22 protein-coding genes and 2 pseudogenes are annotated in these 26,617 nt (G+C 46.0%); 10 read left to right on the top strand and 14 right to left on the bottom strand.

The genetic code is table 11. The annotated features are described in order from the left end of the window. Position 1: 1 nt before the first annotated feature. Together fdhF and ACZYR9_RS18465 are read right to left on the bottom strand one after the other, a co-directional pair. The gene (gene fdhF, locus ACZYR9_RS18470; RefSeq protein WP_488979932.1) at positions 2-2,950 is read right to left on the bottom strand and encodes a formate dehydrogenase subunit alpha; all 2,949 of its coding nucleotides are present in this window, start codon (positions 2,948-2,950) and stop codon (positions 2-4) included. Positions 2,951-3,147: 197 nt separating this feature from the next. Further along, positions 3,148-3,513, bottom strand: a complete 366-nt coding sequence (locus tag ACZYR9_RS18465; protein ID WP_488979931.1) for a hypothetical protein — start codon at positions 3,511-3,513, stop codon at positions 3,148-3,150. A gap of 210 nt (positions 3,514-3,723) precedes the next feature. Between ACZYR9_RS18465 and sda the strand changes: the two genes are divergently transcribed. Continuing rightward, positions 3,724-3,858 (top strand): sporulation histidine kinase inhibitor Sda, encoded by a 135-nt coding sequence (gene sda / locus ACZYR9_RS18460; RefSeq protein WP_488979930.1) that lies wholly within the window; start codon positions 3,724-3,726, stop codon positions 3,856-3,858. A 23-nt stretch (positions 3,859-3,881) separates the two neighbouring features. Here the strand turns inward: sda and ACZYR9_RS18455 are convergent, their stop codons facing one another. Next, a complete protein-coding gene (locus tag ACZYR9_RS18455; RefSeq protein WP_488979929.1) occupies positions 3,882-4,109 on the bottom strand; it encodes a hypothetical protein in 228 nt (75 codons plus the stop codon). 724 nt (positions 4,110-4,833) lie between these two features. Here ACZYR9_RS18455 and flgB point away from each other — a divergent pair. Beyond that, complete coding sequence (gene flgB / locus ACZYR9_RS18450) at positions 4,834-5,238, top strand: flagellar basal body rod protein FlgB (RefSeq protein WP_488979928.1); 405 nt, start codon at positions 4,834-4,836, stop codon at positions 5,236-5,238. 240 nt (positions 5,239-5,478) lie between these two features. Here the strand turns inward: flgB and sleB are convergent, their stop codons facing one another. The 3 genes from sleB to ACZYR9_RS18435 all read right to left on the bottom strand — a co-directional run bounded on the left by sleB (position 5,479) and on the right by ACZYR9_RS18435 (position 8,923). Further along, a complete protein-coding gene (sleB, locus tag ACZYR9_RS18445; protein WP_488979990.1) occupies positions 5,479-6,108 on the bottom strand; it encodes a spore cortex-lytic enzyme in 630 nt (209 codons plus the stop codon). Positions 6,109-6,343: 235 nt separating this feature from the next. Next, positions 6,344-8,311, bottom strand: coding sequence for a PAS domain S-box protein (locus ACZYR9_RS18440; protein WP_488979927.1), 1,968 nt, complete (start codon positions 8,309-8,311; stop codon positions 6,344-6,346). A 195-nt stretch (positions 8,312-8,506) separates the two neighbouring features. Beyond that, entirely contained in the window at positions 8,507-8,923 is a 417-nt protein-coding gene (locus tag ACZYR9_RS18435; protein WP_488979926.1) for a VOC family protein, read from the bottom strand. A 391-nt stretch (positions 8,924-9,314) separates the two neighbouring features. Between ACZYR9_RS18435 and ACZYR9_RS18430 the strand changes: the two genes are divergently transcribed. The 5 genes from ACZYR9_RS18430 to ACZYR9_RS18410 all read left to right on the top strand — a co-directional run bounded on the left by ACZYR9_RS18430 (position 9,315) and on the right by ACZYR9_RS18410 (position 14,002). Beyond that, positions 9,315-10,772 (top strand): efflux RND transporter periplasmic adaptor subunit, encoded by a 1,458-nt coding sequence (locus tag ACZYR9_RS18430; protein WP_488979925.1) that lies wholly within the window; start codon positions 9,315-9,317, stop codon positions 10,770-10,772. A gap of 2 nt (positions 10,773-10,774) precedes the next feature. After that, the gene (locus ACZYR9_RS18425) at positions 10,775-11,494 is read left to right on the top strand and encodes an ABC transporter ATP-binding protein (RefSeq protein ID WP_488979924.1); all 720 of its coding nucleotides are present in this window, start codon (positions 10,775-10,777) and stop codon (positions 11,492-11,494) included. Between the two features lies 1 nt (position 11,495). Then, entirely contained in the window at positions 11,496-12,713 is a 1,218-nt protein-coding gene (locus ACZYR9_RS18420) for an ABC transporter permease (protein WP_488979923.1), read from the top strand. 17 nt (positions 12,714-12,730) lie between these two features. Continuing rightward, positions 12,731-13,207, top strand: coding sequence for a hypothetical protein (locus ACZYR9_RS18415; protein ID WP_488979922.1), 477 nt, complete (start codon positions 12,731-12,733; stop codon positions 13,205-13,207). A 249-nt stretch (positions 13,208-13,456) separates the two neighbouring features. Next, on the top strand, positions 13,457-14,002 hold the full coding sequence (locus ACZYR9_RS18410) for a hypothetical protein (RefSeq protein WP_488979921.1): 546 nt from the start codon (positions 13,457-13,459) through the stop codon (positions 14,000-14,002). A 112-nt stretch (positions 14,003-14,114) separates the two neighbouring features. Here the strand turns inward: ACZYR9_RS18410 and ACZYR9_RS18405 are convergent, their stop codons facing one another. Then, positions 14,115-15,743, bottom strand: a complete 1,629-nt coding sequence (locus tag ACZYR9_RS18405; RefSeq protein WP_488979920.1) for an S-layer homology domain-containing protein — start codon at positions 15,741-15,743, stop codon at positions 14,115-14,117. A gap of 126 nt (positions 15,744-15,869) precedes the next feature. Next, positions 15,870-16,265, bottom strand: a complete 396-nt coding sequence (locus tag ACZYR9_RS18400; RefSeq protein ID WP_488979919.1) for a winged helix-turn-helix transcriptional regulator — start codon at positions 16,263-16,265, stop codon at positions 15,870-15,872. A 134-nt stretch (positions 16,266-16,399) separates the two neighbouring features. Here ACZYR9_RS18400 and ACZYR9_RS18395 point away from each other — a divergent pair, with 134 nt between their 5' ends. After that, a complete protein-coding gene (locus ACZYR9_RS18395; protein ID WP_488979918.1) occupies positions 16,400-17,611 on the top strand; it encodes an MFS transporter in 1,212 nt (403 codons plus the stop codon). Between the two features lie 134 nt (positions 17,612-17,745). Next, positions 17,746-18,090, top strand: a pseudogene (locus ACZYR9_RS18390) (aldo/keto reductase); the annotation flags it as partial. 139 nt (positions 18,091-18,229) lie between these two features. Here the strand turns inward: ACZYR9_RS18390 and ACZYR9_RS18385 are convergent. Beyond that, a complete protein-coding gene (locus ACZYR9_RS18385; protein WP_488979917.1) occupies positions 18,230-19,024 on the bottom strand; it encodes an AraC family transcriptional regulator in 795 nt (264 codons plus the stop codon). Between the two features lie 193 nt (positions 19,025-19,217). Between ACZYR9_RS18385 and ACZYR9_RS18380 the strand changes: the two genes are divergently transcribed. After that, positions 19,218-20,774 (top strand): ABC-F family ATP-binding cassette domain-containing protein, encoded by a 1,557-nt coding sequence (locus ACZYR9_RS18380; RefSeq protein WP_488979916.1) that lies wholly within the window; start codon positions 19,218-19,220, stop codon positions 20,772-20,774. 100 nt (positions 20,775-20,874) lie between these two features. Here ACZYR9_RS18380 and ACZYR9_RS18375 read toward each other — a convergent pair whose 3' ends face one another. The 5 genes and pseudogenes from ACZYR9_RS18375 to ACZYR9_RS18355 all read right to left on the bottom strand — a co-directional run bounded on the left by ACZYR9_RS18375 (position 20,875) and on the right by ACZYR9_RS18355 (position 26,450). Beyond that, the gene (locus tag ACZYR9_RS18375) at positions 20,875-22,026 is read right to left on the bottom strand and encodes an alpha-hydroxy-acid oxidizing protein (RefSeq protein ID WP_488979915.1); all 1,152 of its coding nucleotides are present in this window, start codon (positions 22,024-22,026) and stop codon (positions 20,875-20,877) included. Positions 22,027-22,243: 217 nt separating this feature from the next. Beyond that, the gene (locus tag ACZYR9_RS18370; RefSeq protein ID WP_488979914.1) at positions 22,244-23,731 is read right to left on the bottom strand and encodes a DHA2 family efflux MFS transporter permease subunit; all 1,488 of its coding nucleotides are present in this window, start codon (positions 23,729-23,731) and stop codon (positions 22,244-22,246) included. A 156-nt stretch (positions 23,732-23,887) separates the two neighbouring features. Continuing rightward, positions 23,888-24,772 (bottom strand): diacylglycerol/lipid kinase family protein, encoded by an 885-nt coding sequence (locus ACZYR9_RS18365; protein ID WP_488979913.1) that lies wholly within the window; start codon positions 24,770-24,772, stop codon positions 23,888-23,890. Between the two features lie 224 nt (positions 24,773-24,996). Continuing rightward, a pseudogene (locus ACZYR9_RS18360) lies at positions 24,997-25,251 on the bottom strand (group II intron maturase-specific domain-containing protein); the annotation flags it as partial. Between the two features lie 206 nt (positions 25,252-25,457). Next, positions 25,458-26,450, bottom strand: coding sequence for a zinc-binding dehydrogenase (locus ACZYR9_RS18355; protein ID WP_488979912.1), 993 nt, complete (start codon positions 26,448-26,450; stop codon positions 25,458-25,460). Positions 26,451-26,617 lie beyond the last annotated feature (167 nt).

Below are 26,617 nucleotides of genomic sequence, written 5' to 3'. Positions count from 1 at the left end.
TCTAATCGCCCCTTCTCTCCGTCATCTCGGCTACCGGTATGAAACCGGGCCTGCTCCATTTTTCTTCAACCTTTACCCCTATCTGGGGATTACGAACCGCAAAACGTGAATTCACTTTCGGCAAAGGAGATGCTCCGCTTTCCTCCAACACTTCCATATAGACAGAGGTTTCTTTGTAATTGGGCGTATTGGTGATGTAATCATGATGACTGCTTGTGAGAAAATTAACCGCTTCTTCGGTATCGGATGTATTCATCGGAAGATAAAGCTCCTTTCCTTTGACACGATCCGTAACCAGCACCCTCAATTTGACGGCTCCATAAGGGGAAATCAATCGGACAAGGGCTCCATCCTGAAGGCCTCGCTCTTCAGCCAGCTCCGGTGATACTTCCAGCCACGGATCCGGTACTTTATGCTTCAATCCTTCCACCCGATAAGTCATATTGCCTTCATGAAAATGCTCCAGCAATCGCCCGTTATTCACATGAAGATCGAATTCTTTATCGAAGGCTAATGGCGGAGTCCAATCCACCGGAATTAAATTCGCCTTTCCGTCCGGAAATGGAAACCGTTCCTGATACAGCAGCGGCGTGCTCGTCCCATCCGGTTCTACAGGCCACACTTGACTATTCCAGCCTTCCAGCCGTTCATAGCTCACGCCTGCAAACATGGGCGAAAGACTTGCCGCCTCCGCCATGATTTCCGAAGGATGCTTATAACTCCATTTCGCCCCCATCGCATTGGCCACATCTTGGATAATCTCCCAATCGGGCTTGGACTCTCCAAGCGGCTCAAACACCTTATGAAACCACTGAATACGTCGTTCCGTATTCGTAAAGGTCCCATCCTTCTCCAAGCTTGGCGAGGCCGGCAGAATCACATCGGCATATTGCGCCGTCTTCGAGAAAAAGACATCCTGGACAATGAAAAAATCCAGCTTGCTGAAGGCTTCGTGAACTTGGTTGGCATTGGCGTCCACTAGAGCCATATCTTCGCCGAATAAATACATCGCTTTGATTTCGCCTTTATGAATGCCATCAACCATCTGGTGGTTATCATAACCGTCTTCGGTGGGAAGAGTCACTCCCCATGCCTTCTCATAGCGTTGACGTACCTGATCATCCTTTATGGATTCATAACCGGGCAAAAGTGTAGGCACCGTACCGAAATCGCAGGCTCCCTGAACATTGTTATGTCCCCTAAGCGGATAAGCGCCTGTAGCTGCGCGGCCGAAATTACCGGTAATCAGAAGCAGATTGCATATGGCCGTACTTGTGTCTGTTCCTCCAATATGTTGGGTAACGCCCATCGCCCACAGGATACAAGTTGTTTTGGCTTCATGAATCATGGTAGCGACACGGATCAGCGTCTTTTGATCAATGCCTGTTTTTTCCTCGGCATAGTCCAAAGTAAAGCCTTCAAGGGATTGGACATACTGCTCGTACCCATTCACTCGATCGTTCAAAAATTCGCGATCCTCCCAGCCCTGATCAATGATATATTTGGTTACGGCCGAAAGCCAAATTAAATCCGTGCTGTGATTAGGATGCAAATAGACATCAGCCCGTTCGGCCATCTCGTTTTTTCGCAAATCCGCAACAATGAGCTTTTGACCGTGAAGCTTTTGCGCGCGTTTAATCCTTGTTGCCAAAACCGGGTGGGATTCCGCCGTGTTAGCTCCTACAATGATCACCAATTCTGCGTTTTGAATATCCTCGATCGTCCCGGAATCACCTCCGTAACCAACTGTTCTCATTAGCGCATGGGAGGCCGGAGTTTGGCAGTAGCGCGCGCAATTATCCACATTGTTGCTGTTCATCACCGTACGGACGAACTTCTGGAATAAATAATTTTCTTCATTACTGCATTTGGAAGAGGCAATATAGCCTATGGATTGAGGTCCGTGCTCCGCTTTGATTTGACCGAGGCGCTGCGCAATGAACTCAAGCGCATAGTCCCAATCGGTTTCAACAAACTGATCTCCCTTACGAATAAGCGGTTTGGTCAAGCGCTCCTCGCTGTTAACAAAGTCCCAGCCCCATTTTCCTTTTACACAAGTTGAAACCCCGTTTACAGGCGCCTCTTCCGTGGGTTCAATCTTAAGAATCTTCCGGTCTTTCGTCCACACTTCAAAGCTGCAGCCAACGCCACAATAGGTACATACGGTCTTGGTTTTGTTAATGCGGGATTCGCGCATCGTCGCTTCGATTTCAGACAGCTTAAAAATTTCCCGGTAACCCGGTTCAATCTCTTTGGTGAGGTCAATCATCGGCTGTAGGACACCGGCAAAGGATCCCGTTAAATAACCGGCTTCCCCCAACATGGATTTCTCCATCAATGCATTGCAGGGACATACGGTAACGCAGTGTCCGCAGGATACGCAAGAAGACTGATCGATCGGAACATCGTTATCCCAAATGACGCGGGGATGCTCCCGGCTCCAATCGATGGAAAGCGTCTCATTGACCTGCAAATCCTGGCAGGCTTCAACGCATTGGCCGCACAGAATACACTGATCCGGGTCATATCGGTACATGGGATGGGAATTGTCTATCTCGTAAGGCTTCGGCTTGAATTCATATTTTTGATGCTCAAGCTCAAGGTACTCCGTCGTATTATGCACTTTACAATTTCCGTTATTGTTATCGCATACCGTGCAGTATAATTGATGATTTTCGAGAATACGAGACATGGCTTCCATTTGAGCTTCCTTTACCAGCTTGGAATCCGTCTTCACTTTCATATGAGGCTCCACTTTCGTCGCGCAGGCGCGAAGCAGACGACCGTTTACTTCAACCAGACAGGTATCGCAGGTTTGGATGGGACCAAGCTGCTCGTGATAGCAAATATCGGGTATATAAATCTCACCGGCTGCCTGAAGGATGGTTTGATCCGGCTTAGCCTCCCGTAACTCGTTATTCATATGAAAAAAGATTAGTTCTTTACTCATTTTCCCTGCTCACCTCATCTTATCTTGAGTATGAAATGGCCATGATTCAATTGGCCATCATTATTCTGTAAACTACTTAGAAGCTTTTTGAATCAGCCGCAGGCTAGACATCTGATCAATACACAAAAAAAAAAGCTATCCCCACATCTGTCATTTGTCGGGATAGCTTGTGAAACGCTCAGTTTACTGTTCAGTCCTCATTGCATGACATTCGGCTGCATATTTGCCGATATTTGCGCTTGCTGCATTTGCTGCATCGTTAAATGGATCGCCTGCTGCATTTGCTGTAGCTCTCGAAGCTGTGCCTCAGCTTGGGTCTGTACCTGGTTTTGGGCGTAATGAAGACGCTCCATTACATATTGAAGCTGTTGGACGATTTGCTGCAGCTGCTGGGCAAAGCTGCTTACCCCTGCCTGGGTCAGCATTCGATGAATGTTTGAATCAAACGAAGGGGTTTGCGGCATCACAGTTCTGGAAGAATAATCCTGCGGATGCATATTCGGTTCCTGGAGACGGACCGGCATTTGCTGAAATCCCGAAGTTAATGGTTGATGCTGCTGCATAAAAACATCCTCCCTGTAGCTATTGATTTTATTCAATTAAATTATCCCAGTCGGATTATTTTTATGCAGCGATACCATATCCTAAGCATCAATGGTCATTGCAGTCTCTATGCCGATGTATGCATTAACGTCCTAACTCAATTTTCACGTTTCATCAAATACCATATATGGTTAATAATACCTGTTGTTGAGTGGAAGGGAGGTTATCCCATGAATGCATTGAGCAGGTTAAGTAATGAAAGCCTCAAAGCAGCTTATTTACAGGCAAGGAATTTGTCGCTCGAAGCTGGTTTTATCAGTCTCTTACTAAGTGAAATTAAAAAAAGAAATTTAAAAATTGAATAGAAAGTGAAACAGCATAGAGAGCCTTACAACATTCTTGCTTTTGAAAAATCGGTTTTATTTAGGGGATTCATCAATGTCTCCTCTATATCACAGCGAGCTCTGGAATCAACTCTAGAAGCTCGTTTTTCTTTAGGTAGCATGGTTATGGCCATATCCAACCCTTGAATCTGCTCCGTATCCCGGCAACTCTGCTCAATTACGTCTAAGCTTACAGCCGGTAAATGAGGGTATTTATACCCATCATCAAACAACTTGCCGAGCCGCCTGGATTACTTTTTGTTTTCACTAAACGCCTAACTCCGAATAGGCTATCATGAGATGAATTCGCGATGCTGTACATTATCCAAGATGCTGTGCGATTTCCAGAGGCTTTGGCTAAAGCGGGTCATACCGTTACTCCAATTATAATATGTATCCAAGACGTATTGGCACAGCCACTGTCGCCTTACAGGGAATAGACTATGGATTTTCAGATCAAGAGGGATTTATATTGATGTTTCACAAACTTTATATTTATACCTAATAATAGATGGAAAATTTTTCATAAATCTGCCGTCCCCGCTCGTATATGTTATCGAACATTCGAACTTCGTTAGAAAGATAAAAAGCCCCAAAAATTGGTGCTTAATTAAAGTTGATCGTTTCCCGTTTGTTTAATGAGTGCTTAACTAAACTTTGTACAAAATGTTTTATTGTTCCGATAATATTGACCAAACAAGGAAATGATTAACAAGCACATCAGAGAGACTGGCTTAAATCAGAATATAGCTGTTGACAGGGATAAATTTATTTAATACTATTAAATTATAACTTAACTTCTTACATTCCTGTTAAAGGGGAGTAGCTGATAAACAAAGTCGTCATTACGAGATAAAAGTCTCCGGCTTTGTTGGCAACGTTGTTGTTAGCGAGACCTTTACCCGCTTGCTGGGTAAAGGTCTCTTATTATTTTGTGTGAAGAGGAGAGCAATATTCGTGATCGAATCCAAAACATCAAGGCTTAATGAATCGCTGCTGGACATACTCAGCACACGGAACAAGGTTATTGCAAACAATATTGCTAATGTGGATACTCCTCACTATAAGTCCAAATCCGTTGTTTTTCATGAAGAGTTCCGACGCAAGCTCGATTCGGAAAACGGCAAAAGATTGGCGATGAAACGGACTCATGAACAACATTTGGAGGTTCCGGGTGCTCCCTCCGTTCCGTTCCGAATAGTTGAAACGGGGCAAACCGTTATGAACAATAACAATAATAATGTTGATATAGATTTCGAGATGTCCGAACTTGCCAAAAACCAGCTTTTTTACAATGTTACCATTGATCGTGTAAGCGGGCATTACTCTAAAATGAAGAAACTTATGCAGGATCTTCGTTGAGAATACCCTCTGCAGCTTCCTGCCCCACTATGGGAAATCGATAGTTCAAAAACCGATTCATAGTAAGAATCCTCAGTAATTGCCTCTTAGAGGTACTAATTTACCATGTGGTTATTCCCACTTCCACTTGATTAAGCTTTTTGAAGATTTCTGTCCGTTGCTTCAATAAGAAACCAACAACAAAGAAAAGTAAAAAACCAGTACCAGGATTAGGGTACTGGTTTTCGAGCTTTTCACGGATTATCGCGCAAAGATATGTTTACCGATTTTCAACACCTGCGGCCGCGTCCAAATCCAAGCGCTGGTTGCCGTGTCGGGATTAAAGTAATAGAGCGAATTCTTCGACGGATCCCACCCGCGAACCGCGTCGAAGGCAGCCAAATAGGCGCTGCGGTCCGGGGTTAACCCATATTGTCCGTCATCTACAGCAGTAAAGGCTCTCGGCTGGAACACAACACCTTGAATCGTATTCGGAAATAAACTTGACTGAATCCGGTTCATGACAACAGCTCCTACAGCCACCTTGCCCATGTATGGTTCACCGCGCGCTTCACTGTGGATCACACGGGCCATGACGTCCATCTCAGCTTGATTTAAGCTATATTTTTTAAGCACAGCCCATGTGCGGTTGCCGACAATGCCGTCCGCTGACAGACCGTAATTTGTTTGAAAGCTGCGCACGGCGTCCGCCGTGTGTGCCCCGTATTTTCCGTCAAGAGGCTGTTTGTAGTATCCCAGCACCTTAAGTCGGTACTGCACATCCCATACATCCCCATTGGAACTGCCCATCGTGAGCGTCGGTGCAGCATTTGCCTGATCCGCATGCACCGCAAATGAAATAAGGATAAGGAATGAGAAAAGGATGGCCATCGTAAATTTTTTCAATGTATGATCGTCTCCTTTCATCCTTTTCCATTGTAACGGGGGATCGGGAAAGGGGACAACCCGCAATAATTGGCATTAATCTGGTAATAAATAACGTAAGAGGTTTACCAGATTTGCCCAGCACCATTAGATTATAATCTCCATCCGAAATGTCACGATGTATTGCTGCCCGGGTTTTCTCCTTCTCTTTGCAGGCAAGAGTAATGTGATGTTCTGCGGCTTATTTTAATTCTTTATCGCTCACCATGTCATTTTTCGTCGGTAAGCAGATCTGAATGAGAGTCCCTTTGTTTTTCCTGCTATTGATCGTGATTTTACCCCCATGTTCTTTAATGATCTTATAACTAATGGTTAACCCTAAACCCGTTCCCTTTTCCTTTGTGGTATAGAATGGATTCCCAAGGTTATTGAGTATGCTTTTGGGGATTCCCGTTCCTTCATCTTTGATTTTAATATCTATGGAATGGAGCGTCTCATGGCCGATAGAGATGTATATTTTTCCGCCCTGCGGCATGGCTTCGATCGAATTTTTCAATATATTGATAAATACTTGCTTGATCTGATTCTCATCGCAATAAATATGAGGAAGATTATTGAGACTATTTGTTATGATTTGCACGTTGTTCATGACCGCTTCTGTGAAAATTAATGAAACGACATGATCCATGATCTTTACGATATCCTTCCAGTTATAATGAATGGCCTGCGGCTTGGCTAATACCATAAATTCATTCACAATAAAGTTAATGCGTTCAAGCTCTGACTTGATGATTTGCAGGTAGTTCTTGTTTATTTCTTTTTCGTTCATTAATTGAATGAATCCCATAATGGATGTGAGAGGATTTCTGATCTCGTGGGCGATTCCTGCAGCCATCTGACCTACGACCTTTAACTTTTCGGATTGAATGGACAGCTCTTCGGATTCTTTGGCTTTCGTTATATCCCTAATGATCGCAGAATAGGCCGCCGTTTCCAGGTTTGCATCGTTTAAAAGCGAAACCGTCACACATAAATACAGCCTTTCCTCATTTCTGCGATGAATTAAAAACTCATTGACGGAATGATCGTGATGATGATTTAAGAAAATATTTTTTAATATGCTTTTTTCATTTTTATTTCTAGTCAAAATGGAAATATTTTTACCTATCGCATCTTCTCTGTAGATACCAAACAGCTCTATAAAGGATTGATTCACTTTCATTATTTTTCCTTTGATATCATAAATGACAATGGCATCATAAGAATTTAAAAATAAGGATTCCAATTGTTCCTTGGTTGCCTGCAGCTCCGATTCATGCTTGATTCGCTTACTAATGTCTCTCATGACAAGCTGAATCGCTTGCTTCCCGTTATAACGGACTTGTGTGCCGTTGATCTCAAGATAAACCGGGCTTCCGTCCAGCTTCATTTTTTTGGCCCGAAATTGAATGACCTTTTGCGTATTTTTTTTAATGCCGTTTAGGTACTGTTGAAGCTCCTCATAGCATTCTTTAGAAATAAATTCTTGCATATGATGGCCAATAATAAATTTAGGATCTCGTGCCCCTAATAATTTAGCCCCTGCCGGATTAATATAGGCATAGTGATTATTTTGGATCATGGCAATCGCATCAGGTGAATGCTCTACAATATTTCTGTACCTTTCTTCACTCTCCTTCAATGCTCTCGATTTTTGATGATGCTCCAGCTCTATCGATGCTCTGGAAGCAAAAACCTGAAGGATTTTGATCGCAATCTCGGCTTCTTTTAATTCCTTCGTGTCCATGATGACTAATAAACCGATTACTTGATCTTGAGAGTCGATTAAAGGTGTACCTAGGTAGCTTTCAACTGATAAATCTTTCAGTTCTTGATCTAATGGGAAATTTTGCTGGACATTGGATGGAAAACAACAGAGCTGTTTATGTATGACATGATCACAAGGGGTATTCTCGATCCGATACTCAAACTTTGGAGTAATGATACCATCCACACACATCGCAAGAGTTTCTACTCTTCCACTCTCAATGTATTCTCCAATAAAAGCGTAGCGGACGTCCAATACTTTACTTAATTCTTCAACAAAGCTGGCAAAAAAAGAACTCCCTTTTTTTTCGAAGACATCCAATTCTATTTGATAGAATACCTCTTTAAGGCGCTGAATTTCTACATTTCCTAGATCATGGATGAATACGCGATCATGATTCAACAAAATTCCCTCCTGCTCTTTGAAGCTATACTTCCTCTCCAGTATATCTTTACCATTTTAATATTTTTTTTGTATAAATGTAAATCGATAACCAACGACACACCGGCCGTAAAAAAGAAACAAGCTGACACCGGTAATTCCGAGGCCAGCTTGTTTCCCATTCGCTTTTATTTCAATGTCTAAATGATATCGTCCTTAAGCTTGTTCGACAGCACTTTGGTCCATATAGAAGATTTCCCAAAGATGACCGTCTATATCCTGGAAGCTCCATACATACATAAAGCCTTGATCCATCGGTTCATTTGAAGCTTTTCCTCCGGCTTCCAGCGCTTTATTGACGATCTCATTTACTTGTTCCTTACTGTCAGCAGTTAAGGCAGCGATCACCTCGGTTGTTTTGGCTGTATCCGCCAATTCTTTTTTGGTAAACGTTTTAAAAAAATCTTCCACTAACAGCATAACAAATATATTCTCTCCGACAATCATACATGCTGCCTTTTCATTGGTAAATTGGGCGTTAAATGCAAAGCCTATTTTAGTAAAAAAGTCGATGGATTGCGTCAGATCTTTAACCGGTAAATTAACAAAAATTTGCTTTGCCGTTACTGCCATAACCTATCACCTCAAAGTTAAAATGTTTTTTTGTGTTAATATTCCAGATATTGGTTGTTATGTCCTTTACCAGGTCGTCGGAAAACGGTTCGGATTGCGCCCTCCGAACTAAGTTACTGCTTAAATTATAGCAGTGAACGGAAGCAGAAATTTCTTATAGATTGCTATTTTTTCAAAGTGTGTACAAGGAATTGACAAAGGGTACCTAAATGGGTTAGCCGAAAAGGAGCGCCGCTAAACAAAAACGGACGCGTCTCACTCTAACTCTTTCATTTAGACGCTGTACGAAAGTCCCTAAAAATTAACAATGACCGACTTAAGGATACGTTAAGGTGAGCGTTTCATAATGAGCTTTGACCAAACATTAATTTTAAGAAGATGGTGATAGAAAATGGCTAAGAAAGCGAAGATGATTACATTGGCCGTTGCCGGACTTCTACTTGTTGGCGGTGCTGTGACGTACTATATTGAAAAACCTTCAGCCGCGTCGGCAGCCCAGAATATTCGGTTCACGACGGTCCAACGCGGGGATGTATCCCAAACGGTTTCTGGAGCCGGAACACTTGCACCTGCAAATCAAGTCAGCTTCTCCTCTCCGAGTAGCGGTGTTAAAATCACGGCGATTGACGTGAGAGTGGGAGATAAAGTGAAATCAGGGCAAGTCCTGGCAACCTTCGACACTACATCCGCTCAAATTCAATTAGAAAGTGCGAAAGCCAATCTTGCTTCTGCACAAACCAAATTATCGCAAGTAAAGCAAGGCGCGTCTCATGTCCAAATCACAGTACAAAGCTCAAACGTGGAAAAAGCAAAGGCAAATCTAAATGATGCCATTTCAAATTATGACGTTATGGCTAATGACCCGAATTCTACAGCTTCGAAAAAAGCTCAAGCCAAATCCTCCATGGATCAGGCACAAGCGGCATATGATTCTGCTGTAGAACAATTAAACAGCCTTAAGGCAGGACCTGACGCCTCAAGTGTTCAGTCGGCCCAAGCTGCCGTTAGTCAGGCCCAATTGCAGGAGTCCCAGGCTCAAGAAGCCCTTGATTCCTATACGATTAAAGCTCCTTTTGATGGCATTGTGGCTGCTGTAAATGGTCAAGTCGGCACTTCCTTAGGAAATAATACTTCACTGCTTACTCTGGATGATGCAAGCTCAACAACGCTGACCGCAGTATTGCAGGTCAGTCAGATAGATATTACTAGGATTCAATCCGGAATGACGGCCGAAGTGACAACCACTGCATTACAAAAAAAAACTTTTAAAGGAACGGTTACAACGGTGGCTCCTGACTCTACAACAAACAATGGACTTACTACGTATGCCGTCGGGCTGAATGTAGAAAACCCGGACGGGCTGCTGCGAAGCGGAATGAGCATTAACGTCACGATTTCTGTCGGAACGCACAAAAATGTGCTTTATATTCCTTCTATGGCTTTAAGACAAATGGGAGATACCGCAGGAGTATATGTTCAAGCATCTGCCGCAAGCGACTCCTCTTCTCAGACGAGTGCTGCTTCGTCCAAAGATGAAGGAACGGGAACGGATTCCAGCTCTACTGGAAACAAAAGAGGAAGGCAAGATAGTTCATCCAGCAGTCTCAATGGTTTACAATTTGTACCTATACAAACCGGATATATTACAGGCTCTAAAGTTGAAGTGGTTTCAGGACTGACTGAAGGCGAGCAAATCGCCATGGTCACACCGACACCATCCTCCGGCAATAACCAAAGAACCGGCAATAGCAGCGGTCTGTTAGGCATTGGCGTGGGCGGCGGTGGTTTTGGTGGAGCCGGTTTTGGCGGCGGCGGTGGAAGCCGCGGCGGCGAAAGAGGAGGAAATTAACCATGAAGCCTCTTATACAGCTTACAAATCTTAAAAAAATCTATCAAGTCGGCGGTCAAACGATCCATGCCCTTCGGGACGTGAATCTAACCATCTATGAAGGTGAATTCATCGCCATTATGGGCCCTTCCGGATCCGGCAAATCCACTATGATGAATGTTCTCGGTTGTCTGGATAAACCGACATTCGGTGAGTATCATCTTGATGATCTCGAAATCATGAAAGCAAACGACATTGAGCTTGCCCGGATCCGGAACGAAAAAATCGGGTTTGTGTTCCAAAGCTTTCATCTTCTTGCAAGAACTTCCGCTGTGGAGAACGTAGAATTGCCGATGCTGTATGCGGGCGTTTCGTCTAAAGAAAGAAGAAAACGCGCCATCGCCTCTCTTTCGAGTGTAGGTCTTGCAGAACGCCTTCATAATAAGCCGAATGAACTTTCCGGAGGACAGCAGCAGCGTGTTTCCATTGCCCGTGCCCTTGTTAACGATCCTGTTATCTTACTTGCGGACGAGCCTACAGGAGCATTGGATACAAAAACAACCCATGAAATTATGAGCATTTTTCAGCGTTTAAATGATGCCGGCAAAACCGTTATTTTGGTTACGCACGAGCCTGATGTTGCTGAATATGCCAAGCGTATAGTCCGGTTTCGCGACGGCGTGATTGAACAAGACGGATATATTAAACAAAAACGAATTTCGGAATATGTGGAGGTAGAGTAATGTGAACTTTTTTGAAAGCATTCGTATTTCTCTGCGAAGCATAAGAGCCAATAAGATGCGTTCATTCCTTACGATGCTTGGCATCATCATAGGAGTTTGCTCTGTTATTATGATGGTTGCGATCAGCCAAGGGGCTACCTCATCCGTCACCAATCAAATTCAAAATCTGGGAAGCAATTTGCTTATCATTTCGCCGGGACAGGTTGTTCAAGGAAATGTGAGAATGGGCGCAGGCTCAAGAGATACGCTTACATTACAAGACGTGGACGCACTAAAAAATGTAAGCTCCGTCCAAGGCGTTGCTCCTGATACAACAAAAAATGCTACCGTGACCTATGGAAATACAAGCTATTCGTCGACGATTGAGGGTACCAGTACCGATTTCATTACTGTTCGCAGCAGACAAATGCAGCAAGGACGCTTCTTTACAGATCCGGAAATGAATGCGGATGTGAATGTAGCTGTTTTAGGAACCAACGTGGTCTCTAACCTGTTCGGTTATCCGAACGCCAATGTCGTTGGGGAAACCATCAACATCAATGGTATTCCTTTTACTGTGATCGGCGTGCTTCAGTCTCAAGGCTCTTCTGCTTCGACAAATAACGACGACCGCATCATTATTCCAATAACAACGGGCATCGATCGTATCTTCGGCTCGGCTTCGGTAAGAAATATCTATGTCTCCGCCGCTTCGGCGGATCAAATGAGCCAAGCCCAATTCGATGTGGAAATGGCTCTTCGTGCTTCTCATAATGTAATGACCGGAGATTCCGATGATTTCCAGGTTACCAATCAAAGTGACGTGTTATCCGCAGCACAAGGTATCACAAGCATCATGACAACGCTTCTTGCAGGAACAGCTGCCATTTCCTTGCTCGTGGGAGGAATCGGGATCATGAATATCATGCTTATTTCCGTTACTGAACGGACTCGTGAAATCGGGATCCGTAAAGCAATAGGTGCTGCCCGTAGTACAATTATGTCCCAATTTTTAATTGAGTCTGTTGTATTAAGTGTATCCGGCGGTATCATTGGAATCCTGCTAGGTGTATTAGGCTCAAAAGCTCTTACTCAGATTACTAATATTTCAACGGTTATTCAATTATCGCCAATCGGATACTCCTTTATATTTTCTCTCCTCGTTGGAGTTGTATTCGGAGTATATCCGGCTCGTAAAGCATCCCGATTGCATCCCATTGATGCGCTGCGTTACGAATAGGAAAGGATGGACGAACAATGAGAAAATCAAAAAAATATGCAGGTGCCGTATTGACGGCGGCAGTCTTGCTTACCGGTGTAGTTGGTTGTGGAGCTTCTTCCGATACCGGCAATACTCAGAATACCGCTTCTGCAAATCATAGTACCGAGAGCGGGAATGGAAACGCCCATCGCGAACCTGGCCAGCGCGGCGGCGGCATGTATAACAATCAAGCGTTGTTAAGCTTGTTAAACATGGACCAACAAACGCTGCAAAATGACTTGAAAGACGGAAAAACACTTGTGGATATTGGAAAAGAAAAAGGCGTAGCAGAAGACCAAATTGTAAATGTCTTGGTCCAACAGCGCATCGATGCCGCAAAAAAACAGGGCAAAACCGATGTCGAAATCAATCAGAGCAAAGCACAATGGACTGACCAGGCAAAAAAACAAGCGGAAAACAAAATGAATTTTAACCGCGGCAAAAATGAAAATGGTCCAAACAACCAGCAATAGCGATAGAGGGTATCGTTTTTAAAATCCACTAGAATATCTTCTTCCGTCTTCCAGTTCATTGGCAGAAAAAGTTGATCCATGTTATCTTGAAATATACAAAAGAAGCCCTCCCTTAATGGTTGCTCGTCACTTCCATTTTATTAAGGCCTGGCTTCTTTTTATTTAGAATTCAGTTCGAACGAATAAAAAGTTTTCTTCAAGACCATGTACATATACCAAAAACGAGAACACATAGGAGTATTAATCCATATGACACTCTTCTATTATATCGCCTCCGATAAAGAACTGCCGACCGGTTCATTCGGAATGAAGAAAACGATCATGAAGCTAAAGGATGCCCTTAAACTATACCCTGCACGAAAAGATCATACGGCGCTCGGCATGTCCCATCTATATGATAAAGACACTGAAGTTTATGAGACGGAACAAGATGCTGCCGGAATATACGTGACTGGACCGTTACAATACCAAGAAACATCTCAGGTTTTTAAACATCCCCTCGTCTATCAAGTAGATCACGACGGTGGCTCATTTTGTATCAATCATCAATTACGGGAGCTTTCACCTGTCTCCTACCTTACAGGAAAAAAATGCTTGAACGAGCTTTTCTCCTATCTGGACCGCAATCTGAAATCAGGTGAACAAGTAGAGCTTTACGCCTGTTGGGCCCATGGTTTAAACAGATTTATGGAGCCGCGGAACAGCAGATTGGACCTCGTTCTGGATTTGAAGTCATTTAAGCTGGGAGAAGAATTCGAGTGGCAGGAGAGACAGTATATCATAGTAAAAAAATAAACCTCCTGTCTTATAAAGCAGCAGCTTCAGCCCCAATCGACATATCCTTTCGCGGAAAAAAACAGTCAGGCCTGCCCTTCCGGATCGGCCTGACATGAGTAAGCTGTATCCTCTATTTTTTCAACACCAGCATCCGCATCAGCATAACGGTAAATTCAGCACGAGTGATCAACTCGTCTGGTTTAAAGCTTCCATCAGCATAGCCTGATACGATTCCGTTTGCTGCAGACTCTTTAATCATAGCTTCCGCCCAGTGTCCCTTCACATCATTGAAATGTACGTCCGGAGTCAGCGGCTTTTCCGGTTTTTCTTGAGGGGAAGCTGCTTTAGCCACACTGAAAACGGCAAATTTCGTAAAATGACGTACCGCCGCGGCAAAATGATTATTTTCTGCTTGACCTTCCACTTCAATCCATTCGCCATTCGTTTCGTCGTAGTAGAAGAGACCTGCCCGCCTATCCATTCCCAATAGGTTCGCCTGATATTTAAAGCGAAGCGTAACCGGCTCTTTAAAGCTGCCTTCAAAGCTTTTCAACAACTCGAAAACGGGACTGAGAAGTATCATGGAATCAGGTACAATGCCTTCGGGCGGTGTGATTTTCTGAATGGTTAGCACAAAATTACCCGTAGTCAGATTAGCAGGCAATTCAATGTGAACTTCATCGCCATAGCTTGCCGTACAAGATTGCCCTCCGCTGCATGTGGTAGTCATTGTCTGCGAAGTGTCCGGTGAAGTCTCCGAAGAACCGCCCCCGCCGGAGCCACCGGAACCGCCAGATGAATTTTCCATCCATACCTCCACCGAGATTACGGTCCGATAGCCTTGGAACAGTGCGGTAATAGACGCACTGCCCGCAGTTACCCCCGTAACGAGCCCATCTGCCCGAACGGTTGCTATATCGGCATTAGAGGAACGGAATGTCACGGGTTCAACCACCGTGATGCGGCTGCCGTCTGAATAGAGGGCTTGAATTACCGTAGTATGAGTCATGCCCACCTTTAACCGATAAGAGGCTGGGTCCGCCTCAATTCCCGTCAGCAGGATCGCTTCTTCAGCTACCGTCACGTTCATCATCGCCGTCTTGCCCGATGGATTCGTCACGCCTATCGGCGGAGACAACGTTCCGGTAAAGATGTATGTACCGGGGCGGTTCCCATTGTACGGCGGGTTCCCTCCGTCCCACGTTATTCCCGACTGCACCGTGCTTCCGTCGCTCAGCGTGACCCCCGTCTCTGCCGGCAAACCCAGTCCCGCAAGCGGTGTTCCATAGACGACCGTAATGACCGGCTGCGAGCTTACTGACGATATGGAGGGATTAACCGTGAAACAAAAGCTGGCCGTCTCTCCCGCTTCATAGCCGCTCCCCGCTTTGTACCTCACCAGTACATCAACATTCCCGGTAAACAGAGGCTCATTTATCGGATCATAGGTCACATAGCTGACACCGCTGTCAATAGCAGAAGCCATGTAGCGCCAGAACTTCCCGCCGGCATTATCACCGGAATCCAGAGAAACCCAAGCGGCATCCAAGCTCCGGTGCGCAATCCACTCGCTGACAAGCGTAGTCTTTCCGAAGCCAGCCGGGGCGCAGATGATCGTCAGCTTTCCATTCTGACCTTTATCCAACCGTTCTATTAAACGAACACGCTGAACGACCTCTGCAGTATGTCGTGGAATATTCAGCTTCGAATGAAGCAGGGGTTCAGTCAAGTCAGCGGCATAGCCAAGTCTCTTGCTCATTATTTTTCCTCCGTCCAACCCCATATAACCAACCTTATTCGTGAAGGGAGAACTATTGACTAACAAATGACAGTTCAGCATGAAGTAAATAAGGCCCTTGTTAAAACGGCTTCCCCTTATTTCTACTTATTGGTTGATAATCGTTTGTGAGTCTGCATCACTTTTGTTTAATACATTGTCTTCCAACACCGCAAATTTGTCGCCATATTCTTTGATAATATGATTTTCCCCCCAGGCACATAGGGAATCCAATATCGATTTAAGACTCCATCCGTATTCGCTGAGCTCATATTCCACTTTAGGCGGAACTTGATTATAGCTGATCCGGTTCACGATTCCATCTGCTTCCAATTCTCTTAGCTGTTGGGTTAACATTTTTTGAGTAATTGCCGGCATCAGCCGCTTCAGATCGCTTGTCCGTTTTTTTCCATTCATTAAATGGCACAGGATGACACATTTCCATTTGCCGCCGATGACCTCAAGGGTAGCTTCAACGGAGATGTTGTATTTTTTTGTCGCCATCGTTTTTCTGCCTCCCGTGAAGTATAGGAACTTTTTAGTACCTATAGCACTTTGAAGTACGTACTATTCATTTTCGTTCAATGAATACATAATAACATTACCCGGCCGGTGATTACTAGATAGGAGTGGAACCAATGTCTCTGGAGAAAAAACGAAGTGCTTTGGCGCTTCTAGCCTTGGCTATAAGCGCATTCGCGATAGGAACCACCGAATTTATAAGTGTGGGGCTGCTCCCCCTCATCGCTGAGGATTTAAACATATCGGTTAGCCTAACGGGATTAACCGTTACGTTGTACGCATTAGGTGTTACTTTTGGAGCTCCGGTATTAACCTCATTAACTTCCAGCATACCCAGAAAAAAGCTGCTGATAGCGATCATGCTTGTTTTTATTGCAGGCAACAGCCTAGCCGCTTTCTCCAACGGCATAGTCATGCTGCTCACAGCCCGTGTAATTTCCGCGCTCTCACACGGTGTATTCATGTCCATCGGTTCGACCATTGCGGCCGATCTCGTACCTGAGAACCGCAGAGCCAGCGCAATAGCGACCATGTTCTCCGGGCTGACCATCGCCACCGTTACCGGTGTGCCTCTCGGTACCTTTATCGGCCAGCAGCTGGGCTGGCGCGCGGCCTTTATCTCGATCGTCGTCATTGGGATTCTTGCTTTCATCGCCAACTTGATTCTAGTCCCCTCCAATTTGCAGAAGGGCAACAAAACACCGGTTCGCGATCAAATAAAACTCGTCACCAACGGACGATTGGTGCTTGCATTTATAATTACCGCTCTAGGGTATGGGGGTACTTTTGTGGTCTTCACTTATTTATCCCCGCTGCTGCATGACATCACCGGATTTCAGGAAACGACAGTCGCGTTCATTCTGCTTCTGTACGGAATTGCCATCGCCATCGGAAACGTCATCGGGGGAAAAGCGGCAAACCGCAATCCGCTTTCGGCATTGCTGTATATGTTTGCTTTACAAGCTATTGTACTCTTTATCCTTACGTTCACCGCTCCGTATAAGGCTGCGGGATTAATCACCATCTTCGGTATGGGATTGCTGGCTTTTATGAACGTACCCGGACTTCAAATTTATGTTGTCACGCTGGCAGAGCGCTTCGCGCCTAAAGCCGTAGATGTCGCTTCTGCCGTTAATATTGCCGCATTTAATGCAGGCATTGCCATTGGAGCATATTTAGGCGGTATCATTACGGATACCATCGGTCTTATTCATACGGCTTGGATCGGTGCAATCATGGTAATGGCAGCCGTGGCCCTCACCGTCTGGAGCATTGTACTGGAAAGAAAACAGAAGACGGCTGCTAAAGCAGAACCGGCTTATCAATAAATTGACTTGCATGAAAACCAGCCGCAAATAAAATATTTCAATTGGAGCAATAATCATGACTCAAGATTTACAACGCAAAATTGCATGAAACAATGGGGTTCAAATGCCTTGGTTTACGATAATGAAAGCAGTGTCAACTGGGCGTGGAATATTTGGATCTTCACCTCATTCACTGGCCTGTGGCGGGCGCTTGGAAAGCGTTGGAGATGCGATCGGGGTCAGCAACTTCCAAATTCATCATATGCAGGTACTATGGAAAGATGCTGAATTCAAACCCATGGTGAACCAGGTTGAATTCCACCCGTTCCTGACACAAAAAGAGCTGCTCTGCTTCACAAAAGAGCACCACATTCAACTGGAGGCTTGGTCGCCGTTAATGTAAGGACAGCTGCCGGATCATCCGGTCCTCAATGGATCAAAACGATGCGTTAAACCAAAACCGCCGTGTCGGCCCGGATCCGGATAACTTCGATTTCTGAATGCAGCCGAGCAAGCGCCGTCCTTTCCATCGTGGATAGAACGGCGTTTTTTTATGGCTAACTAGCGAATCACCTGGGCATAATTCCATAAAATCCGAACCACAAACCTATTCAATCATGTAACCTATGTTACAGTCATTTATCGGTGGCTGGTTTGAGCTGCCCGCTTGATATAATTATTCATCAACAATGGAAGAGAAATCAGGATCGGAGGATCATCTTGACGTGGAGGATAGAGCGTAACCAGCTGGTATGGGACGCTGGCATAAGGTTCGACGATGATAGGCTCCTTCGATCGGGTGCGTAAGGTGGAATGCGGAAGCAGAAAATCCATAGCCTGCATCCCCCAAGAAACCGATGTGGCCATAAGGTAATAGGTGCCCGGCTTGACACCGGTAAAACAAAAATCACCCAAAGAAAAAAGCAGCGTTCCGTATAAGGGAAGCCCTTCGGGTATCGGTTTGGCAAACAAGCCGATCAGAATAACCCCTTCGAAAGGGATCTCGGCTTGGACGGACCCGGCAATTCTGCCGTATGGAGTTGAAACAGGCTGTAACCTATGCAAATGCCTGATCTTCTTCAAAGAACGGAAGGAATGATCCGCTTGCTGAGCTGAATTCCGAAAATCGGACGGCGTTAAGCCCACACGTTCGGTAAATCGGGTGGTAAAGGTTCCAAGACTCTGTTGTCCGATTTCCAATGCGACATCACGAATAGTCCAATTCGTATGCAATAACAAGTCTTTTGCCTTCTGCAAACGTAAGGACGAAACATAATATTGGGGTGAAATTCCGATTCTTTCTTTAAAAATACGTGTAAAATGATACGGACTATAGGCTGCATGATTGGCCAATTGGGCAAGCGAAAGCGGTTCATAAATATGGCGGTGAATAAATGCGATAACCTCATCTATTTCCGCATACCGGTCAGTCATCAATCCTTCACCTTCCTTTTTTACTTCTTCCCCTCACGATGTCCGTCCTCAGATGTATTTTTCACAACCATCATATCAAACATATGTTCCGATGTAAATTATTTCCTGACATGCATGATCTCCCGCATTGAGTTATATGCCTCTTACAGCTTATAATAGGACGAGAAAAAGTTTAAAAGAAAAGGTGTAATGAATGAGCATATTAAACGTAGAAAGACTAAGCCACGGATTTGGAGATCGCGCGATCTTCAACGATGTCTCCTTCCGCCTGCTTAAAGGCGAGCACATCGGACTCATCGGAGCCAACGGCGAAGGAAAGTCCACCTTCATGAACATTATTACGGGCAAGCTTCAGCCCGATGACGGCAAGATCGAATGGTCCAAGCGGATGCGTGTCGGATACCTCGATCAGCATGCGGTGCTCAGCAAGGGTATGACGATCCGCGATGTCCTGAAGGGAGCCTTCCAATACCTGTTCGATATGGAGCAAGAGATGAACGACATGTATGCCAAAATGGGCGATGTCAGTCCGGAAGAGCTTGAGCGGCTGCTTGAGGATGTCGGAACGATTCAAGATACATTGACCAATCAGGATTTTTACATGATCGACGCCAAGATCGAAGAAACCGCCCGCGGACTGGGACTTACGGACATTGGGCTTGATAAGGATGTCAACGAACTCAGCGGCGGACAGCGGACAAAGGTCCTGCTGGCGAAGCTGCTGCTCGAAAAGCCGGACATCCTGCTCCTTGACGAGCCGACGAACTATCTCGACGAAGTGCATATCGACTGGTTAAAGCGCTATCTGCAGGAGTATGAGAATGCATTCATATTGATTTCTCACGATATTCCGTTCCTCAATAGCGTCATCAACCTGATCTATCATATGGAAAATCAAGAGTTAAACCGCTATGTCGGCGATTATGATCATTTCCAGCAGGTTTACGAAATGAAAAAGCAACAGCTGGAATCCGCCTATAAGCGTCAACAGCAGGAAATTGCCGATTTGAAAGACTTTGTCGCCCGGAATAAAGCGAGTGTCGCAACGCGCAATATGGCCATGTCCAGACAAAAGAAGCTTGACAAGATGGAAGTGATCGAGCTGGCAAAGGAAAAGCCGAAGCCGCAGTTCAACTTCAAAGAGGCGAGAACGTCCGGAAAGCTGATTTTCGAAACTTCCGAGCTTGTCATTGGTTATGACAGTCCTTTGTCCAAACCGCTTAACCTTCGGATGGAACGCGGCCAGAAAATCGCGCTTGTCGGTGCGAACGGAATCGGGAAAACGACACTGCTAAGAAGTATCTTAGGAGAGATCCAGGCATTGTCCGGCACCGTTCAGCTCGGAGATAACCTGAGCATCGGCTACTTCGAGCAGGAAATGAAGGAAGCCAATTACAACACGTGCATCGAGGAAGTATGGAACGAATTTCCTTCCTTCACACAGTTCGAGGTACGTGCTGCGCTGGCCAAATGCGGACTCACGACAAAGCATATCGAGAGCAAGGTTGCCGTGCTTAGCGGCGGAGAGAAGGCCAAGGTACGGCTCTGCAAGCTGATCAACAACGAAACGAACCTGCTCGTGCTCGATGAGCCGACCAATCACTTGGATGTGGACGCCAAGGACGAGCTTAAGCGCGCCCTCAAGGCTTACAAAGGCAGCATTCTCATGATTTCCCACGAGCCTGAATTTTATCGCGATATTGCTACAGAGATTTGGAATTGCGAATCCTGGACAACGAAGGTGTTTTAATCGAGCTGTCCCAAAGCTTCTCCATGTGAAAAAGCAGTTCTAACCTCAGATGAGGTATGAACTGCTTTTTTTCTTGCTGCGCAGGCTCATTGCAATCTGTTTACAAGCGGACAAGCATGCTTTGATTCAAGTCGGCAAGGGTATTGCTGCCGGAAAGCGCCATGGATACATCCAGTTCACCTAACAGGGTGTCCAATACACTGGCAACGCCATCTTCCCCGGCAACAGCCAAGCCCAGCATGAATGGACGTCCGATCATCACCGCATTGGACCCTAAGGCTATCGCCTTTATAATGTCCGAGCCCGTACGAATGCCGCTATCCATCAGGATAGGAATCCGGCCATTTACCACATTGGCAATGCGGGGCAGCGCGTCCAACGTTGAGATCGCCCCATCAAGCTGGCGTCCGCCGTGATTGGATACTACGATGCCGTCTACACCATGCTCCAACGCAAGCTTCGCATCTTCCGGATGAAGGATGCCTTTTACCAAAATCGGCAGACGGGTATGCTCACGGAGAAACGCAATATCGTTCCAATTCAATCCCGGATGATAAATATTCCGAATGATTTCTTCGACAGCATGCTCCGGGGTAACCTCCGGTAAACGCGAGCAAAACACGGGGTCCTGGATATAATTGGCCAGCCCCTTCCCTTCCCTAAGCGGAGAATATCCGTTGCGTAAATCCCGGCGTTTCCATCCCTGCATGATTGTGTCTACGGTCAGTACAATTGCTGAATACCCTGCCGCTTCGGCCCGTCTTACCATACTTGCGGACACTTCGCGGTCATTGGACCAGTAAAGCTGGAACCAACGGATAGCGTCTCCCATCGCTTGCGCGATCTCCTCCAGCGAATAAGAGGAAACCGTGCTTACCACAAGAGGCACTCCTGCCGCCACAGCCGCTCTGGCCGTCGCAAGCTCGCCGTCCGGGTGAGCAATCGCTTGCATGCCGACAGGAGCCAATAAAACCGGGGTACGCAGCTGCTGATCAAAAAGCGTGATTTGCGTTGAGCGATGGGATACGTCCCGCAGCATTCGCGGTATAATCGCCCATCGGGAAAACGCGTTCCTGTTGGCGGCCAGCGTCTCCTCCGCTCCAGCTCCGCCAACGATATAATCAAACGGTCCATCAGGCACAATTTCCTTGGCCTTAAGTACCCAATCTTCTATGGAGACAGGGAGTGCTTTCGTATTTTTGTTCACTCTTGTAAACAGAAAAGCTTCTTTATTGTCCTTTACCGCGGTCATAATCCTTACTTCCCTTCTCTTCATTGGCAAACCTTGCTTCCATGCTTCTTCCGCTACTATTCTACAAATGAAGCCAAGATTCCTGCATAGACTCGTCATTTGGCATGAGCTTCAGGTATGGAACTATCCTGAGCATGTCAATGGCATCCCGCCGGCACAAAAAAACAGAGCTGCCGCTCTGTTTCAAATGGCCGAATATCAACATATGGGTCAGTCTTTAGTGTACCGATACCCTCTTGCTTTCCGACTCCCTTTCCGGCGCAACGGCTCGTTTAAGAAAAAACGAAACGACCCAAGCGACGGCGACCATTCCGAAGGCCAGCAAAAATGCGCTTTTCATACCGGAAATCATGCCCAGGATTTGCAGCGTACCCTCATCTTTTATACCTGATGCATGCTCCATAAAGCGTTTGGAGCCGTTGGACATGACGGTGATAAGCAATGCCGTGCCCACAGCGCCGGCCACCTGCTGAAGCGTGCTGATAACAGCCGTACCATGCGGATACAGCGGCGGCGGAAGCTCGTTTAAAGCGTTGGTCATCACCGGCATCATTAACATCGAGATCCCCAGCATCAGCAGAGTATTTAATATCATAATCGTACTGTAGGAAGTAGCAGTGGTGAAAAAAGCGAATTGCCACAGCGTATTGGCCATCAGCCCTAATCCGATAACCGCGAGCCATTTGGCTCCGAATCGATCAAATAACCGGCCCGTAATCGGCGACATAATCCCCATAACTATTCCTCCCGGCAGCATGACGAGGCCTGCCTCCAGCGGACTGTAGCCTAACGCATTCTGCAGAAAAATCGGCAGCAGCATCATAGCCGAGAACATCGCCATCATGACGATGATCATAATCAGCGTCGACATCCTGAAAATAGGGTATTTAAATGTTCTTAAATCCAACAGCGGCTGTGACAGCGTCAATTGCCTCCATGTAAACAGAGCTAAAGAAACGACGCCGATGACAATGGGAATAAGCACTTTATTGTCCGACCAACCGCCATGTTCTTCACCGGCACTGCTGAAGCCGTACACGATCCCGCCGAATCCTAAAGTGGAAAGAAAAAGCGAAACCAGGTCAATCTTCGGATGAGATGTTTCCGTCACATTTTTAAGCTTCAAAAAAGCAAAAATAATCACAAACAGCGCGACCGGCAAAACGCTGTAAAAGAGTACCCTCCAGCTGAAATGCTCGACAATAATACCGGATAAAGCGGGTCCGACCGCAGGAGCAAATGTGATTACAATGCCAATCGTTCCCATGGCCGAGCCTCTTTTTTCCATCGGTACAATGGCAAAGACGACATTGGTTAACAGAGGGAAGAGCAATCCGGTTCCCGCGGCTTGAAGCACCCTCCCGAAGAAAAGCACGGTAAAGCCGGGTGCAACAGCAGCTACGAATGTACCCGCAGTAAACAAGCCCATAGCCGAAAGAAATAAACTCCTTGTCGTGAATCGTTGAATTAAAAAAGCGGTGACAGGGATGAGTGTGCCAATTACCAACAGATACCCGGTTGTCAACCATTGCGCGGTGCTTGGCAAGATCCCGATATCTCCCATAATTTTGGACAAAGCTACGTTTAGGAGCGTTTCATTCAATATGGCTACAAACACACCAAGAATCATCACCATAACCACTAAAAAGTTGCCTTTACTCCCAAATGTCCCTTCGCAATGACCTGACTCGTTTTGATTCTCCACTTTCTATCTCCTCTCATTTACAATGCATCCCCCCTATTCTACCATACAGCATGAGTTCATATTTCTTGCCGATTGCTATGTTGTAGACCTGATCATGCGCATTATTCCCCTTGTGAGGACAAACCCAATCTGAGCATTCCCGGTTTGTTCTTGGCCTCACCAAATCACATTTAACCTTCCCGGAAGCAGTTGAATGTCGCCGGGCGTCTGCATCCCCCTTTCACCGTCACAGTCTATCTCCTGTACCGGTTCACAAGCAATGGTCAAACGATCCGTTTGAAAATAGTGCAGGCCTTCCATATCCGGCGCTGCCCCGGTTAACTTGGTGCCGACTAATGCAGCGATTGAGCGAATGTTAAGCGCCTCGACGATCAGCACGTCCAAGACCCCATTGTCGACCCGGCTATCCGGGAAAAATGCGCGTATTCCTCCTGTAAAGGGGCCATTACTGGCCAAAAGCATAACCGCATCATTGTCATATTCAAATGCATCGCTTCGCACGCGCAGACGGAAGCTTTCAGGGGCGGCTGTAATTTGCTTAAGAGCACTGAGATAGTACGAAAGCCTGCCGACGCCCTTTTTCAAATCGGGATTTATAGATGCTGACGTTTTAGTGATAACGCCAATTCCCCAAAAATTCAAAAAATAGTGTCCGTCCGCCTTCCCGACATCGACCGGCCGAATAGGATGAGTTGCCAGCTGCTTAGCGGCCTCAACTGGCTCCAATTGCATACCCAATGCGCGTGCAAAGTCATTACACGTACCTCCTGGCAGGATCCCGAAAGCGGGTCGATTCTCTTCCAATTCCGCAAGAGCTCCACCAATCTCATGGACCGTACCGTCTCCCCCGGATGCGATGACGACATCAACCGAAGCTGCAGACGAGTTTATCCAGTTCGCGCCATCGCCTTCTTTTTCCGTCCAGATGATCTCTAAGGAATCAAACCGATTACGAAGTATGGATTTAATTTGCGGCAGCTGATCTTTAAAGCTTGCCGTGCTTCCTGCATTCGGGTTGGCGATGATGACCGCTTTATTCATAAAACACTCCCCCTTAGTTAACAAATTCATATTGTCAACCATTTACCCAAACCTTTGCTTTTATTAACAGATGATTTTATCTTTTGGCGGGTAATCATTAGAAACGAGTAGATAGGGGCGACTAGCCCTTGACCTCTCACACACCGTACATGCGGGTCCGCATACGGCGGTTCCTAAAGGTTAACGAATTTCTAGATACTGAAATTCGTTAGACTACGTATCCCTTAATCTTTCCTGTAGGAAAGGTTGAGGGCATTATTTATGTTTCGGGACATTTCCCAGTAACCGCGGCGTGAATTGGCCATCATTCTCGCTGCCCAATCCGGAACGCCTAGGGCTCTCAGGTTTCTCAATCTGGTGCGTGGCCGTTTCCACTGCTTTTACGTACACACACGGAGTCTGCGGCGGATCCATTCATCGAGTCTCACGCAGTGAGTCTTTGCGGATGCTTGGCGAAAGTATCCAATCCAGCCGATCAGGATGGTTCAGTGCTTTTGCCTCAAGCTTCCTTCAGATTCAGCCTCGCGGCTGACACCCTTGCTCTTGGCTAACGGTAGGCGTTCGCCAGCCCCCGTTCGGGACTATCACCCTAGAGATGACGTCCATGCGTGGCGCACATAAATTAAAAAAGCAGGCCGCGCCTGCTTTTTTGGTTGACAATGATGATGTAACAGCCATAGAATTCTTAACTTATCAAAAAGCCGATCTTCCCAAACTGCCCGGCACTTTCCATCCGTTGAAACGCTAGCTCAAATTGTTCGAGCGGATACATATGATCCAGAACCGGCTTTATTTGATGTTTTGTAATAAACCCGATCATATCCCGATATTCCTCGGCGCTTCCCATTGTCGTTCCGATAAGCTTATATTGACCATAGAAAAAATCCCTAAGATTCAATTGGATGACATCCCCTGCCGAAGCTCCGAAAGTAACCATCGTTCCTCCCGTGCGCAGCTGTTGAAGAGACTTAGTAAAGGTAGCCGCGCCAACACTTTCAATAACGAGATCGACCTTTTCTCCGTTCAGCGCTTTTTGCCAATCCTCGTTACTGTCCATTGCTTTGTCGGCTCCGAGCTCCAGCGCTCTCATGCATTTGTCTTTAGAACGGGATGTCACATACACGGTTGCTCCTGCTTTTTTTGCAAATGGCAATAAAAATGTGGCTACACCGCTTCCGATTCCAGGGATCAGCAGCTTCATCCCCGGACGTATTTGAGCTTGCGTAAACAATGCCCGATAAGCTGTCAGGGCAGCCAACGATAGCACCCCTGCTTCTTCCCACGTTAAATACGAGGGCTTACGTACAACATTATCTGCCGGCACGATAACCTGCTGCGCGAATGTACCGTTGTCGGGATGACCGAGAATTTGAAATCCCGGAGGTGGGGCATCACTTTTTTCCTTCCAGCCAAGACCGGGGTTAATGATCACTTCATCCCCCGCTTGAACATGGGATACCCCCGCGCCAACGGCATCGATGATTCCAGCGCCGTCAGAGCCGATAATTAAAGGGGGGTCGGTCGGTTTATGACGATCCAGCACAAATAGATCCCGATGGTTTAGCCCTGCCGTTTTGAGTTTTACTCTAACCTCTCCTGCAATGGGATGTAATTGAGCCACCTCGCCAAAGGTAAGTCCCGCAAAGCCGGTTTTTTCCGAGTGTACGATAGCTTTCATCCAATCCCTCCTATGGTTTATAACTATTCTTAAAATTCATGCTTCTTCGCTATAGTTCGTTGCTGAGGTCTGCTTAATAGGTTGATTGTCAATACTGCTGAGTAAGAACATTACTAGGGCGGGATGAACAATGTGGACCTCCGCAAGCAGTAAGGATAATCTGATTT

The organism is Paenibacillus sp. F024 (genome assembly GCF_057814255.1).
The sequence above is the reverse complement of the archived record's forward strand: the minus strand, read 5'-3'. Positions and strand labels throughout refer to the sequence as shown.